General features: G+C 62.0%; 12 protein-coding genes. 7 read left to right on the forward strand and 5 right to left on the reverse strand.

Annotated features, from left to right (window positions below; all coding sequences use genetic code 11):
- Positions 1–104: 104 nt before the first annotated feature.
- On the reverse strand, positions 105–659 hold the full coding sequence (locus tag ABD833_RS06735) for a DUF1599 domain-containing protein (protein ID WP_345071831.1): 555 nt from the start codon (positions 657–659) through the stop codon (positions 105–107).
- A 153-nt stretch (positions 660–812) separates the two neighbouring features.
- Between ABD833_RS06735 and folP the strand changes: the two genes are divergently transcribed.
- Positions 813–1,697, forward strand: a complete 885-nt coding sequence (gene folP / locus ABD833_RS06740) for a dihydropteroate synthase (RefSeq protein WP_345071833.1) — start codon at positions 813–815, stop codon at positions 1,695–1,697.
- Complete coding sequence (gene cdaA, locus ABD833_RS06745) at positions 1,694–2,536, forward strand: diadenylate cyclase CdaA (RefSeq protein ID WP_345071834.1); 843 nt, start codon at positions 1,694–1,696, stop codon at positions 2,534–2,536. Before folP ends, cdaA begins: the two co-directional genes overlap by 4 nt.
- A 49-nt stretch (positions 2,537–2,585) precedes the next feature.
- Here the strand turns inward: cdaA and ABD833_RS06750 are convergent, their stop codons facing one another.
- A complete protein-coding gene (locus tag ABD833_RS06750; protein WP_345071835.1) occupies positions 2,586–3,428 on the reverse strand; it encodes a DUF6671 family protein in 843 nt (280 codons plus the stop codon).
- Positions 3,429–3,486: 58 nt separating this feature from the next.
- The gene (locus ABD833_RS06755) at positions 3,487–4,449 is read right to left on the reverse strand and encodes an L-threonylcarbamoyladenylate synthase (RefSeq protein ID WP_345071836.1); all 963 of its coding nucleotides are present in this window, start codon (positions 4,447–4,449) and stop codon (positions 3,487–3,489) included.
- 461 nt (positions 4,450–4,910) lie between these two features.
- Between ABD833_RS06755 and ABD833_RS06760 the strand changes: the two genes are divergently transcribed.
- From ABD833_RS06760 to ABD833_RS06770, 3 genes are all read left to right on the forward strand, one after another.
- On the forward strand, positions 4,911–5,150 hold the full coding sequence (locus tag ABD833_RS06760; protein WP_345071838.1) for a hypothetical protein: 240 nt from the start codon (positions 4,911–4,913) through the stop codon (positions 5,148–5,150).
- A gap of 472 nt (positions 5,151–5,622) precedes the next feature.
- Entirely contained in the window at positions 5,623–7,053 is a 1,431-nt protein-coding gene (locus ABD833_RS06765) for a membrane dipeptidase (protein WP_345071840.1), read from the forward strand.
- Positions 7,054–7,214: 161 nt separating this feature from the next.
- Positions 7,215–11,570, forward strand: a complete 4,356-nt coding sequence (locus ABD833_RS06770) for a hypothetical protein (RefSeq protein WP_345071841.1) — start codon at positions 7,215–7,217, stop codon at positions 11,568–11,570.
- A 155-nt stretch (positions 11,571–11,725) separates the two neighbouring features.
- Here the strand turns inward: ABD833_RS06770 and kbl are convergent, their stop codons facing one another.
- Complete coding sequence (gene kbl, locus ABD833_RS06775) at positions 11,726–12,973, reverse strand: glycine C-acetyltransferase (protein ID WP_345071842.1); 1,248 nt, start codon at positions 12,971–12,973, stop codon at positions 11,726–11,728.
- A 230-nt stretch (positions 12,974–13,203) separates the two neighbouring features.
- On the opposite strand from kbl, the gene ABD833_RS06780 reads away from it, so the two are divergent.
- Positions 13,204–14,187: an NAD-dependent epimerase/dehydratase family protein gene (locus tag ABD833_RS06780; RefSeq protein WP_345071843.1), complete on the forward strand. Its 984-nt coding sequence runs from the start codon at positions 13,204–13,206 to the stop codon at positions 14,185–14,187.
- Between the two features lie 161 nt (positions 14,188–14,348).
- On the forward strand, positions 14,349–15,077 hold the full coding sequence (locus ABD833_RS06785; RefSeq protein ID WP_345071844.1) for a DUF3891 family protein: 729 nt from the start codon (positions 14,349–14,351) through the stop codon (positions 15,075–15,077).
- Positions 15,078–15,083: 6 nt separating this feature from the next.
- Here the strand turns inward: ABD833_RS06785 and ABD833_RS06790 are convergent, their stop codons facing one another.
- Positions 15,084–15,896: a hypothetical protein gene (locus ABD833_RS06790; RefSeq protein ID WP_345071845.1), complete on the reverse strand. Its 813-nt coding sequence runs from the start codon at positions 15,894–15,896 to the stop codon at positions 15,084–15,086.
- Positions 15,897–16,038: the final 142 nt, after the last annotated feature.

Consider the following 16,038-nt stretch of genomic DNA (forward strand, 5'->3'; position numbering starts at 1 on the left):
TTTTTCGCGCTCCGGCCGGCATTCCGACCAGAGGATACGAGGCGTAGCCGCTTACGCAAACCAGCAGGTAAGGTGCCGAAGGTAATCAGTCAAAAGCCAAGTCCCTAAGACCCCAGGCGCCCAAGACCCATTTTGATCAACGCGAAAACAGCGTAGTTCAGCATATCCCGGTAGTTAGCCTCCACCCCTTCCGACACCCGCGTGAGGCCGGCCAGATCTTCAATCTGCTTGGTGCGGTGCAGCTTCATCAGGATGATATCGGTGATGCTTTCCACCCGCATCTGCCGCCAGGCTTCCCCGTAGTCGTGGTTTTTGGCGAACAGCAGGCGGCGGTTTTCCTCCACTTCCTGGTCGTAGGCCGCCGCTACGTCGGCCGGGTCCAGGTCCAGCGACGCGTCGGCGGGCAGGCGCAGCTGCATCAGCGCAATCAGGCAGTAGTTGATGATGGCCCCAAACTCCTCGTCCACTCCATCGGCCACCAGCTGCCGGCCCTTCTCCTGAATGGAGCGGATGCGCTGGGCTTTGATGTAAATCTGGTCGGTGATGCTGGGCAGGCGCATGATGCGCCACGCCGTACCGTAGTCGTGGGTCTTGGCCAGAAACAGCGTCCGGCACTGGCTGATTACCTGGTCGTACTCGTGCTGGGTTTGGTTACTCAAAATTTTGCGGCTATTTTGGGGACTTAGGGGCTTGGGGCCTTGGCTTGTGGAGTCTTGGCTTTTAGCGGTCGTGCAACGACGGCGGGAAAACAGGCGAACGAAAATCCAGGACCCAAGCCCCCACACGCCCAAGACCCCAGAAGCCAAGGCCCCATGACGACGCAAGATATGTGTTTTTACCCGAGGCTAACCCTGCGTTGCCCCGGGGGCCGGGTGCTCGATTTGCGCCGGCCCCAGGTCATGGGCATCCTCAATCTGACGCCTGATTCGTTCTACGCCGCCAGCCGGGTAGGCCCCCAAACCGACCACTCCGACCTGCTGCACCGCGCCGAAGCCATGCTCCAGGCCGGGGCCGCTATCCTCGATCTGGGCGGCTATTCCTCCCGCCCCGGGGCCGAGCATATTTCCGAAGAGGAGGAAAAGCACCGTCTGCTCCCCGCCCTCGAAGCGGTGCGGCGGGCCTTTCCCGCAGCCTTTATTTCCGTCGATACGTTCCGGTCCGGTGTGGCCGCGGCAGCCGTGGCGGCGGGGGCCGATATGCTTAACGACATCAGCGGCGGCGAGCTGGATGCGGATATGTTTGCCACGGCCGGCCGCCTGCAGGTGCCTTACGTGCTGATGCACATGCGCGGCACCCCCCAGACGATGGCCACGCTCACCGACTACCCCGCCGGCCTCGTGCCGGAGCTGGTCCGCTACTACCGCGACAAGCTGGCCGCCCTGCGCGCCGCCGGCGTCACCGACGTCATTCTCGACCCCGGCTTCGGCTTTGCCAAGAACGCCGACCAGAACCATGAGCTCCTGGCCCGCCTGCGGGAGCTGCGGCTGTTCGGGCTGCCCATCCTGGCGGGCCTTTCCCGCAAGGCCATGCTCTACCGGCCTTTGGGGCTCACCCCCGAGGCCGCCTTGCCCGGTACCATCACCGTCAATACGCTGGCGCTGCTGAACGGCGTTAGCCTGCTGCGCGTACACGACGTGCCCGAGGCCGTGCAAACTATCCGCCTCGTCTCCCAAACCTATAGCTCAACTTCTCCGTGACCGGCTCCTTCAGCATTGGCTTCCTGCGCATTGGCTGGATCGACGTCGTGGACGTAGTGCTGGTTACCGTGCTGTTTTATCAGCTCTACAAGCTGCTGACGGGAAGTGTCGCGCTGAAAATTTTCCTGGGGCTGATGTCGGTGTACCTGCTCTATCTGGTGGTGAAGGCCGCCGGCATGGAGCTGCTTACCAGCATCCTGGGGCAGTTTATGAGCGTGGGCGTGCTGGCCAGCATTATCCTGTTTCAGCAGGAAATCCGGCGCTTCCTGCTCACCATCGGCAAGGCCACGGCCTTCGACCGGATGCTGACCTTTCCCTGGCGGCGCGAAGCCTCCCCGGAGCGCGTCAGCGTGACGCCCTTCGTGGAGGCCGCCAAGAGTCTGGCCGGCAAGAACACCGGGGCCCTGATTGCCTTCCAGATGTCGTCCGAGCTGAAGTTCTTCGCCGACTCCGGCGACCTGATCGACGCCACCGTGAGCAAGCGCCTGCTGCTGTCCATCTTCAACAAAACCAGCCCCCTGCACGACGGGGCCGTCATTATCACCAACAACCGCATCAAAGCGGCCCGTTGCATTCTGCCCGTCAGCGAAAACCCCGACGTCCCGGCTTCCCTGGGCCTGCGCCACCGGGCCGCCATCGGCCTGACGGAAGTGAGCGACGCCGTGGTGCTGGTGGTGAGTGAGGAAACCGGCCAGATTTCGCTGGTGCGGGGCGGCGAGGTCTTTCGCAACCTGTCCTCTACCGACCTGCGCACCCGCCTGAACGAATTCCTGTTCGACGTGCAGCCCCACCCGGCCCCGGCGGCCTCCGCCTCTTCGACGGCGGAAGTGGCGGCGTAAAGCAGCCTGACTGCCGCCCGGCTGCCTCGGCTTAGCCCCCCCCTGTCAGTCAGGGATTACAGTAGTCACAATACATGGGGTCTTCCGTGGTTTTGGCCTGCGGATAGACCTCTTCTTGCGCGAAGCCGCAGCGCCCGCACGAGTACACGTAGCTCAGGACCGAGTTGGTCGGGCTGCCGCACAGGCTACACTTCAGCCCCCGTTTTGCGGCGGTGATGCCAAAGCCGGGCGTCGCGCATTGCGGGCAGCATGATTTCACTTTGGCGATCAGCGCCGCGGTTGCTTTTTCTATTACCGCCATGCGCGTTGGGTTGTACAAGGCGCGCATGTCCGTTTCCACGTAGGCCGATCGGCACTCGCCGTATATCGTCCGAAAAGCCCTTATTAGCTGGTCCGGATCGGTAATGCCCTTGACTATTCCGCTTTTATCTTTCTTTGATTTGCGAAGGATCAGGCCGTGAGAAGGGAAAAGTGCGGCTTCGGCAAACGCCCCAAGCTCTTCTTCGCTGTCAACCGTCTGGCCGTTGAAGTTTGTATGCAGGCTTATTTCTCTGACCGTAATTTCCAGGTTGTTTTTCTGGTCGATAAGCATCACGAATTCCTCGTCCGCATTCACGAAAACGCTGGCCGGATGCGGGCCGAACGAGCCTTCACTGGCCACGCCTAAGTCGCAGTGGCTGGCGGCCAGCGCCAGCCGGCATTTCTGCCGCACGGTAGTGAGCGGGTCGCTGGTTCTTTCCACCTCCGCCGTAAACGTCCCGAAGGCGTCCGTATCGAAATCAGGATTCGTGAAGCACCGCACGCCCAGCGCTTGTTCCAGCAAAGGGGCCATCACCTGCTCCTTGGCGTGTTTGGTGGCTATCAGTAGCTTTCTATTGGCGAAGATTTCCATAATGGCTGGCCGGCCGCTGGCCGGCAATTAGAATGTCATTCCGGGCTTGTCATACGCCCTAGCGCTGTTTCGTAGCCCGTTCCAGGCGGTCGTTGATCGATTTTCCCAGTCCCATATCGGGCATTCTCTCCGCGACGATCATATCCAGCCCCAGCTTATCCAGCGTATGCAGGGCGCCATACAACCCACTGGCCGCCTCTTTTAAATCGCCGGTTTCAGATAACACTATCTGGTGGTCCACAAACGGCCCCACTACTTTTTTGCTGAACAGGAGCAACCCGATTTTCTTATCGGCAAACCGCGCGATAAAGGCCCCCGGATCGGCGGCCAGGTAGGTGGGCGTAGCGGGCGCGTAGTGCCGGGAGAGCATTCCCGGCGCATCGGGCGCGGCTTCTTTCTTGTTTTTGATGGCAACCGGGCCTACCACCCGCTCAATTTCTTCCACCGCCAGGGAACCCAGCCGGTACACAACCGGCTCATCGCCTTCGAAGCCGACGATGGTGGACTCAATGCCTCGCTCACAGTCGCCCCCGTCCAGCACCATGGGCAGCGCAGCGCCGAAGTACTCTTCAACGTGCGCCGCCGTGGTGGGACTGATGCGGCCAAACGGGTTGGCGCTCGGGGCCGCCAGCGGGAAGCCCACCTGTGCCAGCAGCGCCAGCACCAACGGATGATTCGGCACCCGGACCGCTACCGTATCCTTGCCGGCCGTAATCAGGTCGGGAACGGTGGGCTGCTTTTTCAGCACCAGCGTGAGCGGGCCGGGCCAGAACGCTTCCGCCAGCCACCGGGCTTTTTCGGGCACGTACCGGGCCAGCTCTGCCAGCTGCCGGATCGACGGAATATGCACGATCAGGGGATTGAACAGCGGCCTTTGCTTCAGCGCAAAAATCCTGGCGATGGCCGGGGGGCTGAAGATGTTGCCGGCCAGCCCGTACACGGTTTCGGTGGGAATGGCTACCAGCTCGTCGGCCTGCAGCAGGCGCACGGCTTGTGCTAAGTCTTTGGAAATACTCGTCATGGGGCTGAACCTGTTGGGTGGGCCGGCAACTGGCCGGCCGGGCCGGGGGGCGGCAAACTATCTGCTCCGCACGGCCGGCAAGGCATTCCGGCGGCCCGATCGGCAACAACCCGCCGGCCCCGGCCCCGCTTACGCGGTTCAAATATAGGCGCTACGCGGCCTTGCCCGGCTGTTGTGCGGGCCGAAACTACTTTGAACTGCCTTTAGAACCGGAATCCTCTTTAAAAAAAGCGAAGCCCCTGCTTATTTCCGGCGGGGGCTTGGGCTACCCATCAACTTTCGGAAAACTTGCGGCGTGTTGCTCACCACTTGGCCGGCTTCGGGTGGCTGGGCTGAGTAGTCCTGGCTCAGCCTGGCATCGGAGAGCACTACGGGCATGACGGGATGCCCGCCTCGCTGGGCCTGCGCCACCGCACTGCCACCGCACCGCCATCGGCCTGACGGAAGTCACCGACGCCGTGGTGCTGGTAGTAAGCGAGGAAACCGGCCCGATGTCGCTGGTGCGCGGCGGCGACGTCTTCCGCAACCTGTCCTCGTCCGACCGGCGCGCCCGCCTCGACGAGTTCCTGTTCGACGTGCAGCCTAATAGTGACCACTGCGGCAGCCGGGACCAGGGCGGAAGTAGTGGCGTAGGCCCTTGCCCTTTTCCAATCCATAACTTCGGTTCGAGCGCAACCCGAGCCCTGGCTGTTTTGTCCTAAAGCCGCTGGCTATTGCTATGCCCGGCTACCGGGGCTACCAAAGCAGGAACCTAATCAGGAGCTATTATTTTTATAGTACAAGTTTTTATAGTTAAAATATATTTTATATGTTTAACGTATCGGCAGATGCTAACTGTCTCCGCCGAGGCCAATCCTTATTCTGGCCTTTCTTACCAGTTGCTGCACCCTGCCGATCCGCTTACCAACGTCTCCACACACCGGGCGTTGGCCCCGTCGCTCTGTTTCGCGCCGCGGCATCCGCTGCCTCCATTCATCTTGTCGTTCCAGCGCCGGGTTGCCGCCAGGCCGGGCTTACTAGTCGGGCCTACGGCTTGCCAAAAGGCGACGGTACCCTAGACTTAGGTCCCCACTACCACCGGTCGTACCCGACCGGTGTGGTTTCGCGGGAGCAGGAGCCGGCATTCTGAATACGCCCGTCGTCGTTGCCTTCACTTTCTAGCCTGTAGCTGCCATGGATCTGATAATCGATCTGCACTGTCATCCGAGCATGAAGCCTTTCGGCCGCAGCTTCAAAACTGACGGTCGCCGGCAAAATGCCCGTCCATCATCGCCGGCCTGCGCCTGGCACCACGACCCGCCCACCAAGCTCGACAAGCTGCTCAACTTCGTGGCCGGCCTCACCAAGTTCCGGCAGAGCGACTTCACCAGCGGCCGCGCCGGGGGAGTACGGGTGGTGGTGGCCGCGCTGTATCCGCCGGAGCAGGGCTTTTTCGTGAATGAGCTGGGCACCGGCCCCGTGGGCGACGTGGTGCTCGACCTGGCTACCGGCCTGGGTCACCAGCGGATTCAATCCATTCAACACATGCAGGATTACTTTCTGGATTTGCAGGAGGAGTACGCGTTTCTCCAGGGCCTCGACGGCCAGGCCGTGACCCTGCCTTCCGGCGAGAAAGTCCGCTACCGACTCTGCGGTACCCGGGCCGAGCTGGAGGCCACGCTCAAGGAACCCGACACGCTGGCCGTACTGCTCAGCATCGAGGGCGCGCATGCTTTCGGGTGCGGCATGGATTCGGGGCAGCATCCGGCGCAACGGGAAACCATCCTGGCCAACATCCGGCAGGTGAAAAGCTGGCGGCACCGTCCGGTGTTCATCACCTTCGCCCACCACTTCTACAACGAGCTGAGCGGCCAGGCGCTCAGCCTGAGCGGAAAAGTGGCCCAGTTCACCGATCAATCCGTAGGGCTGGACCTGGGCCTGACGGAGCTGGGCCACGCGGCCTTGCGCGAGCTGCTCGACAACACCGCGGGCCGCCGGATGCTGATCGACGTGAAGCACATGAACCGGCGCAGCCGCCGGGAGTACTACGCCCTGCTCGACTCGGAGTTTGCCGGGCAGGACATCCCCGTGCTGGCCAGCCACGGAGCCGTGACCGGCAACGACACCGACCGGCACCTGTTCTGGGATTTCGAAATCAACTTCTACGACGAGGACCTGCTGCGGATAGCGCGCTCGGGCGGCTTGCTGGGCTTGCAGCTCGACGAGCGCCGGGTGGGAAGCCCGGCGGCGTTGCGGCAGGCCCGCGGCCATACGCAGCGGCGGAAAATTCTCTACCACTGGGCGGCCCTGGTCTGGAACCAGGTGCAGCACGTGGCCGAGCTGCTGGATCAGCACGGGCTGTTTGCCTGGGGTACGCTCGGGCTGGGCACCGACTTCGACGGCATCGTGGACCCCATCAACGGCTACTGGACCCACGAGGAGCTGCCAGCGCTGAGCGACTACGTGCTGATGCACGCCCACAACTACCTCACCGGCCCCGGCCCGCAGCGCCTGCAGCTGCCCACCAACCGGGCCGTGGGCGCGGAGGAAGTCGTCAACCGCCTCATGGCCGACAACGCGCTGAATTTTCTACTGAAGTATCTGCCCGCGGGGGCAAGTAGCTGAAAATTACCCAGCGCCCTGCCTCTGCCCTACCAGATCAGTCGCGGCCCCGAGCAGTAGCGCAGTGTCCAAGGAGAGTTTGGGAAGCTACGCGCCCCGGATCAAACCGGTACAGTGATTGGAATATTACCCCAGGCTCAAACCGTCATTTCTAATTTTTGGCTATGAGTGGATTATCCTCTATTGCCACTACGTTGCGCCATCATTTAGGCACCCTGGCGTTGAGCTTCGGGCTGGCCCTGGGCGTGGCCTACTACGTGCTGGGCTATCTGCCCCAGCGCAAAAAGGAGCTGGAGCAGCGTTACTTCCGGGTTCTGACCCGTACGGGTCAGAACCTGCGCGAACGGGTGAAAGTCTACGCCAAAATCAATGAAGGTGCCGCCAATGCCTTCATTTGCCGGAATTTTCCCCGGAATACCTCATTTGCAGGCAGCCGTTCCCAAGCCACTATAGCGGCGCTGACCACGACCGACGAGCAACGGCAGATAGAGCGGCGGTGGTCCTTGCTCAACCCGCACATCGCAGATCTACGCTTCGACAGCCTGAAAAACGTTGCTGAACCCCAGCGCCCCAAGAAGAAGGCTTACGGCCGCATGAAGGTAATCTACCGGCAGCAGGACCATAGCCTGGTATATAGCCTGACCAACGTTGCTGACCCCACGACTGGCCGGCCGGCCGCGTACGGCCGCACGGGGGTAATCTACCGGCAGCGGGACCATAGTCTGGTATTTCGCCAGCGCTTGTGGCAGGTGGATGCCCCACCAAAATTACCCCGGACCGATTCGCTGAATCTGGTCCTACAGACTACCGTGGCGACGGAAAAGTTTATCGCGGGCCTGGCCCGCACCGATGCTTTCGAGCATTTTTTCGTGGCCAACGACGCGGGCGAGCTACTGTATGCCAGCCAGCCCAATGTTCTGGAAAAGCTGCCGGTAGCAGCACTGGCCAAGCGTGACTCGGCGGAGTGGCAAACGCGCCCGCTCAGCCTCAATGGCCAGCCCTGCCAGCTGTTCGTCCAGCACCTGCGGCTACCCTCGGGCCAGACCTGGCTACTGGCGGGCACGGTACCGCTACGCACTTTCCAGGCCGAGCAGCGCAGCCTGCCCAGTGGCCTGTCGGAGCTGCTGATGGGCGGGCTACTGCTGGGCGTGCTGCTGGTACCCTTTCTGAAAGTAGGGCTGCTCAGCCAGCGCGAGCGGCTCGATGCCAGCGACGTATGGCTCTGCGTGGGGGCCCTGATATTAGGAGCCGGCGTGGTTACGCTTATACTCCAGGCCGAGCTGACCCGGCGCTACCCCGATCTGGCCAAAACCGACCGGCAGCTGCGGACCTTAGCTGACACGGTACAACACCGGCTTACCACTGAAATACGCGACCTGAACGCTATTATTAAGCTAAACGATAGTACCCGGACGGCAATCGTCGTGCAGCAGGCCGGAGATACGAGCCAAAGAAACCGTTACCGCGTACCCCACTTCCAGCCTCTGCAATCGGGCTCAGCCCCCCGCCGGCTGCCGCTGGAAGATGATGCGTTAGTTTGGGTTACCAAGGCCGGCATCGGAACGGCCGCCGCCGTGCCTTCCCCAGAAAAGTCGCTGCTCTACGTTCCTGACCTCCGCGGCCGGGCTTACGTGCAAGCGGCTTTTGCCAAGCGCTGGCAGCGGCTAACGCTGGATTCAGGGCAGACTGACTCAGCTAACGATCCGGGATTCATTCTTGATGGCATTGTGTCGTATCGCGAGGCCAAACGCTCGGCGGTACTGGTTCGGAAAACCAGCTCCGGAGTAGGTCCGTCCGATACCCTCATCTGTGCCTACATCACCAAGCTGCGCACCTTTATCAACCCGGTACTGCCCCCCAACTGGTCCTTCTGTCTCATTGACCAGCAGGGCGAAATCCTCTTCCACTCCAACCCTGCCCTGGGCCTGAGCGAGAACCTGCTGGCCGACTGCGAGGAACCCCGGCTGGGCGCGGCGCTGACCACCGGCGAGCCCGGGGCGCTGGATGTGCGCTACCAGGGCCAGGACCACCGGCTGTACGTGCGCCCCCTGCCGGCTCTGCGTATGGCCCTGGTCACCCTGGTCGATATGCGGGTGGTGAAGGCGCAGCACTCCCAAGCCGTGGCGCTTGCGGCGGCGCTGCTATCGGCCGTGTGGCTGCTGCTGCTGGGCGGCGCGGGACTACTGCGGCAGTTGCGCCACCAGCATCCTACCGCGGGGCTGCCCCCGCTACGGTTTCGCTCCACCTGGCCCTGCAGCAAACGCGCCGTCCTCTATCTGATCCTGGGCTTACTGGCCCTGGCCGGCTCGGCCCTGATGCTACTGGTTTTTATTCCTTTTGAAGAATCCCTGGCCCGGCTGGGCCTGCTGCTATTGCTGCCGCTGGTACTGTACCCGGTGAGCAAGGACCTGCTCCACCGCGAGTCTGACCAAAGCCTGGATGACGACCAGCGGGCCAAGCGTGACCCCGGCCGCCAAATTCGGTGGTCGCTCCTGGGGCTTTTAGGTCTCAATGTCGGGCTGGTTTTCTCCTTACAACAATACTGGTACTGCCTGTTGGTCTATCAGCTCCTGCTAGTCATTATAATCGCCGGGGTGTTGGGAGCCCGGGCGCTGATGCGCCGGGTTTTCAAAAAATATCTCCCCCCTACTATGGCCCCGGCTCCGCCGCCACCGACTCCGCCGCCTACCCGCGTTGAAGACTGGGTGCTGGCACTGCGTCCTTGGCTGCTCAAGTTGCGCCCCTACTACCGGCAATGCTACGCCCTGATGCTGCTGGGCTGGCTGGTGGCCATGAGTATTCTGCCTGCTGTTGTCTGCTACCAGACCAGCTACCGCCTGGTCCGGCTATTGCACGTACGCGAAACTCATCTGGATCTGCTGCGCCAGTTGCGCGACGCGAACCACCCCAATAGTCCCAGACTTAACGACCCCGATTCTGTGCAGGTGTCAGTGGCCCGGAAAGCGAACTGGAGCACCAACTATTTCACTTTCTACTTTCAGACGCAGTTCAAAGCTGCTGAAACGAAGGCGGCAATGACTTCAACCGGCGATGCGCTGGTTCGTCGCTTCTACCCCTCCGCCATCAGCCAGCTGAGCACGCTGCTGCCGGCCTACCTGCTTCCCCACCCTGATCGGTCCGAGCAAAGACATTCGCAAAACTGGCACTGGAATTACCACCCCACCCCCGCTGAGGTACGCAGCTTCGTCCCGGCCCCTGGCTCCGGCAACAGCCCGGATCTCGTATCGGTGGTGCAGGAGCCGGAGTTCAGCGCCAACTGGCTAAGCCCCTCTGCGTGGGCGAGCTACGGAGTACCCGCCGCCCTGGTGGCCCTGTTGTTGTTGCTGGCCCTGTATGGGCTGATTCATTACCTGGTCCGGCACATTTTCGCCCCAGCACCCATCCTGCAAGCTGCCGAGCGGCCTACCACTTCAGCCATCTCCCTAAAGCCCCATTATTACATTTTCGATCCTACGGGCCACGCGCCGGATACCGGCCTGGAATACGCGGGGTTGCAGCCGGCCCAGATTACCATGCGCCTGGATTGCCGTCGTCTCAATGAGGCCAAATCGTCCTGGCAGCCCTTATTAACCAAACTACCCCTCTATGTCCAGGCTGCTGGCCCACGTTACCTGCTACTGGAATATTTTGATGACCGGGTTGACCAACTGGTCATTACCCGGCAGAAAACGGAACTACTGCGCGAACTGACGCAACACGCAGATCTGTATTTGGTACTAATTTCACGCGTTCATCCGATGGCCTTCGTGGGTAGAGCCCAGCCTTTGGATAACCACGAACAGACCACCAGCCAGTTGCAGCAGTACCAAGCTGGCGAAGCCCTGCTCAATGAGCTGCACCAATTCCGCCTGCTACATCTGCCCTTGCAACCGGACATTAAGGTCCTAGCGGCGGAGTTCCCGGCGTTTGATCACTTCCTGAAACGGGAGTGCGGTACCCTCCCCTTTCTGCAGCACCTAAAGTCCGACCTGTGCCGGAGCCTGAACCGGCTGCAGCAGGCCGGCTACCACGTAGAGCGGGCTACGGTGGTGACGACCGTGCGGCGTATGGCCCAGCTGTACTTCCGGGGCTTGTGGCGGCAGCTATCGGCTCATGAACAGTTCCTGCTTCTCGACCTGGCCCAGGATGGTATTATCAACACCCACAATACGCTGGTCATCGATTCCTTGCTCCGGAAAGGTTACTTGATCATTGGCAACGATGAGCGGCTGCGGGTGGCCAGCGAAGGGTTCCGGGCTTACATTCTGTCAGCCGTGCCCAGCCAGCAGGCCCTGCGCTTCGAGCAGCAGGAGCGCAAAGAAGGCACCTGGGCCCGGCTCAGCCTCCCGATTCTACTTGTCCTATCATCAGCCGCCATCTTCCTGGCCGCTACTCAGGGTGAAACGCTGGGCGTGGCCCAGCAATACCTGGCCCTGCTCACGGGCGTGTTGCCGCTGCTACTACGACTATTAAGCGGCAGCTCCACGCCGTCAGTGCCCGAGGATCTGGCGGCCAGATAAGGCCGCCAGATCCTCCACGGCCCAGCGTCATCAGGTTTTCTCTTCTATTAGGCTCGCGGCTCACTCCGGAAGCCGGCGGTAAAGTGGCTCCGACGAGAATTCTGTAGCCGGCACCTCGCATCAGCTGCGGAGCGGGCTACAGAATAACCGGTTTTTTACGGCGTGTTCGTTACTACTTGCCCGGCCTCGGGCAGCTGAGCCGAGCGGTCCTTGAGGGTCCCCAGCTCCTTACCCACCGCAATAAAGGCGGCAATGGCCTGGTCCAGATGGGCGCGGGTGTGGGCCGCGGAAAGCTGCACCCGGATCCGGGCCTGGCCCTTGGGCACCACTGGGAAGTAGAAGCCCACCACGTAGATGCCCTTCTCCAGCATCCGGGCCGCGAATTCCTGGCTCAGCTTGGCGTCGTAGAGCATCACGGGCACGATGGGGTGCTCACCGGGCCGGATGTCGAAGCCGGCGGCGGTCATCTGCTCGCGGAAGTATTTGGTGTTTTCTTCCAGCGTGTCGCGCAGCGCGGTGCTGGTGGTGAGCAGTTCCAGTACCCTGATGGAGGCGCCCACAATGGCCGGGGCCAGGGTGTTGGAGAACAGGTAAGGGCGGCTGCGCTGACGCAGCATCTCGATAATTTCCTTACGGCCCGAGGTGAAGCCGCCCATGGCCCCGCCTAAGGCTTTGCCCAGGGTGCCGGTGATGATGTCTACCCGGCCCAGCACGTTGCGGTACTCGTGGGTGCCGCGGCCGGTTTTGCCCAGGAAGCCCGTGCTGTGGCACTCGTCAATCATCACCAGGGCCTGATACTGGTCGGCCAGGTCGCAGATCTGGTCGAGCCGGGCAATGGTACCATCCATGCTGAACGAGCCGTCGGTGACGATGATGCGGTGGCGGGTGCCTTTGGCGACGGCATCCTGGAGCTGGATTTCCAGGTCGGCCATGTCGTTGTGGGCGTAGCGGTAGCGCTGGGCCTTGCACAGCCGCACCCCGTCGATGATGGAGGCGTGGTTCAGGGCGTCGGAGATGATGGCATCCTGCTCGTTGAACAAGGGCTCGAACACGCCGCCGTTGGCGTCGAAGGCGGCGGCGTAGAGAATCGTGTCTTCGGTACCCAGAAATTCCGCCAGCTTCGCTTCCAGCTCCTTATGAATATCCTGGGTGCCGCAGATAAAGCGCACCGACGACAGGCCGTAGCCGTGGGTGTCGATGGCGTCCTTGGCGGCCTTAATCACCTCGGGGTGCGACGACAACCCCAGGTAGTTGTTGGCGCAGAAGTTCAGCACTTCTCCGGCTTCGAGCGTTTCAATTTCGGCTCCCTGCGGGGAGGTAATCACGCGCTCCTGCTTGTAGAGGCCGTTATCTTCGATTTCCTGGAGCTGCTGCCGGAGGTCGGGCTGAAGGGTATTATACATCGGGGAGTTGGTGAAGGGGTAAGCCGTTGAGTAGGATGGGTAACAAAGATACGGGCATTCGGGACGTGGCGCCGGCTTCCGGGGCCGCATTTTCCGTAGGGCCGTTTTACGGTTCTTACCCTCTCCATTCCGCCAGCTCCCGGAGCCGGCAATTTTACCAGCGCCTGATTTCACCACCGTCCCCCTCGTATCTTTGCGGCCCACCCCACCTTTTTTCCCTTCCCTTCAGCATGCAATCAACTCCCAGCGACACCATTCTTGTTATCGGCGCCGGCGGCCAGCTTGGCCTCGAACTCACCCATGAGCTGCGCCAGCGCTACGGGGCTTCCCACGTGGTAGCGGCCGATGTGCGGGTGCCCAAAGATGCCGAAACCGCCCAATCCGGCCCCTTCGAGCAGCTCGACGTGCTGGACAAGAATCGGCTGGAAGAAGTGATGCGCCACTACAAGCCCAAGCAGGTATACCATTTGGCGGCGCTGCTGTCGGCCACGGCGGAGAAAAACCCCAAATTCGGCTGGCAGCTGAACATGGACGGCCTGTTCAACGTGCTCGACGCCTCCGTCGATCTGGGCGTGCAGCAGGTGTACTGGCCCTCGTCCATTGCCGTGTTCGGCCCCGATACGCCCCGCGACCATACGCCCCAGCTTACCATCATGAATCCCAACACGGTGTACGGCATCAGCAAGCTGGCCGGGGAGCAGTGGTGCGAGTGGTACTTCCGCAAGCATGGCCTCGACATCCGCAGCCTGCGCTACCCCGGCCTGATCGGCTACAAGAGCCTGCCCGGCGGCGGCACCACCGACTACGCCGTCGACATCTACCACAAAGCCGTGGCCGGCCAGCCCTACGAGTGCTTCCTGACGGCAGACACTTACCTGCCGATGATGTACATGCCCGATGCGCTGAAATCGACCCTGGATCTGATGCACGCCCCGGCCGACCAGATCAAAATCCGCAGCAGCTATAACCTGGGCGCCATGAGCTTCAGCCCGCAGGAAATTACGGCCAGCATCCAGCGCCATGCGCCTGATTTCAAGGTCACTTACGAGCCCGACTCCCGCCAGCAGATTGCCGACTCCTGGCCCGCCAGCATCGACGACAGCCGCGCCCGTCAGGACTGGGGCTGGCAGCCCGACTTCGACCTCGATAAGATGACCGACGACATGCTGGTGCATCTGAAGCAGATGCAGGCCGAACCGACGACAGCGCTCTAGCGGTCATTACGAGGCCCGCAGCAATCCGTCCTGCACAACGAAGAAACGCTGACTAACTTAGAAAGCCCTAACGGATGCCCGCGTCGGGGCTTTCTGCTGAAAAAGAGTTGAGTACATTTCAGAGGACGGAGTGCTTCAGGCCTCGCAATGACACGTAACCCATGATCGTAAACCCCACCAAAGCCGGCTGGCAGATTATCTACCAACAGGCCCACGCCCTGCTGGCCGCGCAGCTGGCCTGGCACTGGCCCCCCTTCGGACCCACCGACCGCTGGGTAAGCATCCTGGCCGCCATTGCCCAGCACGACGATGAGCAGAAGCACTGGGATGGTCACTACGGCCTGACCCCGGCCGGGGCCCCCGCCGACTTCACCTTGCAGGAATTTTCCCTTGAACAGGCCCAGGGCGTGATGCGGGCCGCCCGGTTTCAGGGCCGGTGGCGTAGCCTGCTCACCAGCATGCACCTGAGCGTGCTCTACGAAAGCCTGCGCGGCCAGCAGAAATCTACTGATGAGTTTCTGGACAAGCAGCTCGCCAGCCAGGGGGCCTGGCGCAAACAGCTTAAAGTCACCACAAAGGAGGCCCAACAGGCCTACGACCTGATGCACTGGTGCGACCGGCTCAGCCTGATTCTGTGCCGCCGGGAGCTGCCGGAAATGAGTCGGGCCCTCGAAATCTATACCGGGCTCAACGGCCAGCGCTACGATGTGACCCGCCCCACTACCGACGGGCCCATAGTCGTAGCCCCGTGGCCATTCCAGGAAAAACGGTTCACGGTGAGCGTGGAAGCCACCGCGCTGAGTCAGCTGCAGTTCCGCCACGACGCCGAGCTGGCCGCCGCGCTCCAGGGGGCCCCCATTGAAACCCTGACCTGGGACTTCCAGCAGTAGCGCCGTTTATTTCAGCTTTTCTACGGGCGTCGGGCTTTGCATCAGGCCGGCGGGCACAGTTTGGAGCACGGCAATATGGTCGAGGCGGCGGCCGTCTTTCCCGTCGCTTCGGTCGCCGGATAGCTGAATGGAACCGTAGGGGCGGTACTCCGTCCACTGGCGGCGGAAGGCGGGCTGGGCATCGGTGGCCCTGGGGAAATAGGCCCACTCTTCCACCAGGTTGGTCTTCGGATTGACCAGCAGCTCGTAGCGGTTTTCGGGGGTCACGCCCACGTTTTTGAACGTCATGCTCAACCCCTCGGCCGGCGTGCCGTCCATTAGCTTGCCCGGGCCCTGGTAAGTCAGGCTCACCCCGGAGTCCTTGAGCTTGAAAGGCATGACCAGCCACCAGGAGTTGTTCACCCAGATGGGATACATCTTAGCGAGCAGCTTCTGGCCTTCGTCGGTGGCGCTGATATCCTGCCCGGCTTTATAGGCTTTGCCCTGCCGGGTGTTCAGGTTGTAGTTGGCCACCAGGTCGCCCTTCTGCCAGTGAAAGTCGCCGGTGTATTTGTCCCAGATCTGGTACTGGTCGCCGAAAAAGTCCCAGCCGATGAGACGGGCATTCTGCCAGGCCTCGTAGCCGCCCATCTGGGCCATTACGCGGTCGGCCAGCGCCAGCGCTTTAGCGTCGGAACCCGCCTGGTTGAATCCCTCGCCCATCGGGTAGGGCTTGACTTTAGCCGGGCGGAACGTGGGGTTCTGGGCCTGCCCCGGGGCGGCCCTCAGCAGCATAGCGGCTACCAGCGCAGTGGACCAGCAGGAGGCGACATTTTTCATGAAACAGGGGCTCAACGATGGAGTGAAACGGGGGCAGCCCATGCAAGCTACGCCCTGAGCGCCACGTACGCAATTTCGGCGGCCCCCGCCAGGTTTTGCCAACGCCCCACGCCCCCGGGCCGTACTAAGCCCGGCATCCTTC

This window comes from Hymenobacter fastidiosus (assembly GCF_039539565.1).
Lineage (GTDB): Bacteria > Bacteroidota > Bacteroidia > Cytophagales > Hymenobacteraceae > Hymenobacter > Hymenobacter fastidiosus.

Bases quoted from the DNA above. Each gene is read 5' to 3' on its own strand.
- folP (WP_345071833.1), top strand. From the start codon at position 813: ATGACGACGCAAGATATGTGTTTTTACCCGAGGCTAACCCTGCGTTGC.
- ABD833_RS06750 (WP_345071835.1), bottom strand. From the start codon at position 3,428: ATGGAAATCTTCGCCAATAGAAAGCTACTGATAGCCACCAAACACGCC.
- ABD833_RS06755 (WP_345071836.1), bottom strand. From the start codon at position 4,449: ATGACGAGTATTTCCAAAGACTTAGCACAAGCCGTGCGCCTGCTGCAG.
- ABD833_RS06765 (WP_345071840.1), top strand. From the start codon at position 5,623: ATGGATCTGATAATCGATCTGCACTGTCATCCGAGCATGAAGCCTTTC.
- ABD833_RS06770 (WP_345071841.1), top strand. From the start codon at position 7,215: ATGAGTGGATTATCCTCTATTGCCACTACGTTGCGCCATCATTTAGGC.
- kbl (WP_345071842.1), bottom strand. From the start codon at position 12,973: ATGTATAATACCCTTCAGCCCGACCTCCGGCAGCAGCTCCAGGAAATC.
- ABD833_RS06780 (WP_345071843.1), top strand. From the start codon at position 13,204: ATGCAATCAACTCCCAGCGACACCATTCTTGTTATCGGCGCCGGCGGC.
- ABD833_RS06785 (WP_345071844.1), top strand. From the start codon at position 14,349: ATGATCGTAAACCCCACCAAAGCCGGCTGGCAGATTATCTACCAACAG.
- ABD833_RS06790 (WP_345071845.1), bottom strand. From the start codon at position 15,896: ATGAAAAATGTCGCCTCCTGCTGGTCCACTGCGCTGGTAGCCGCTATG.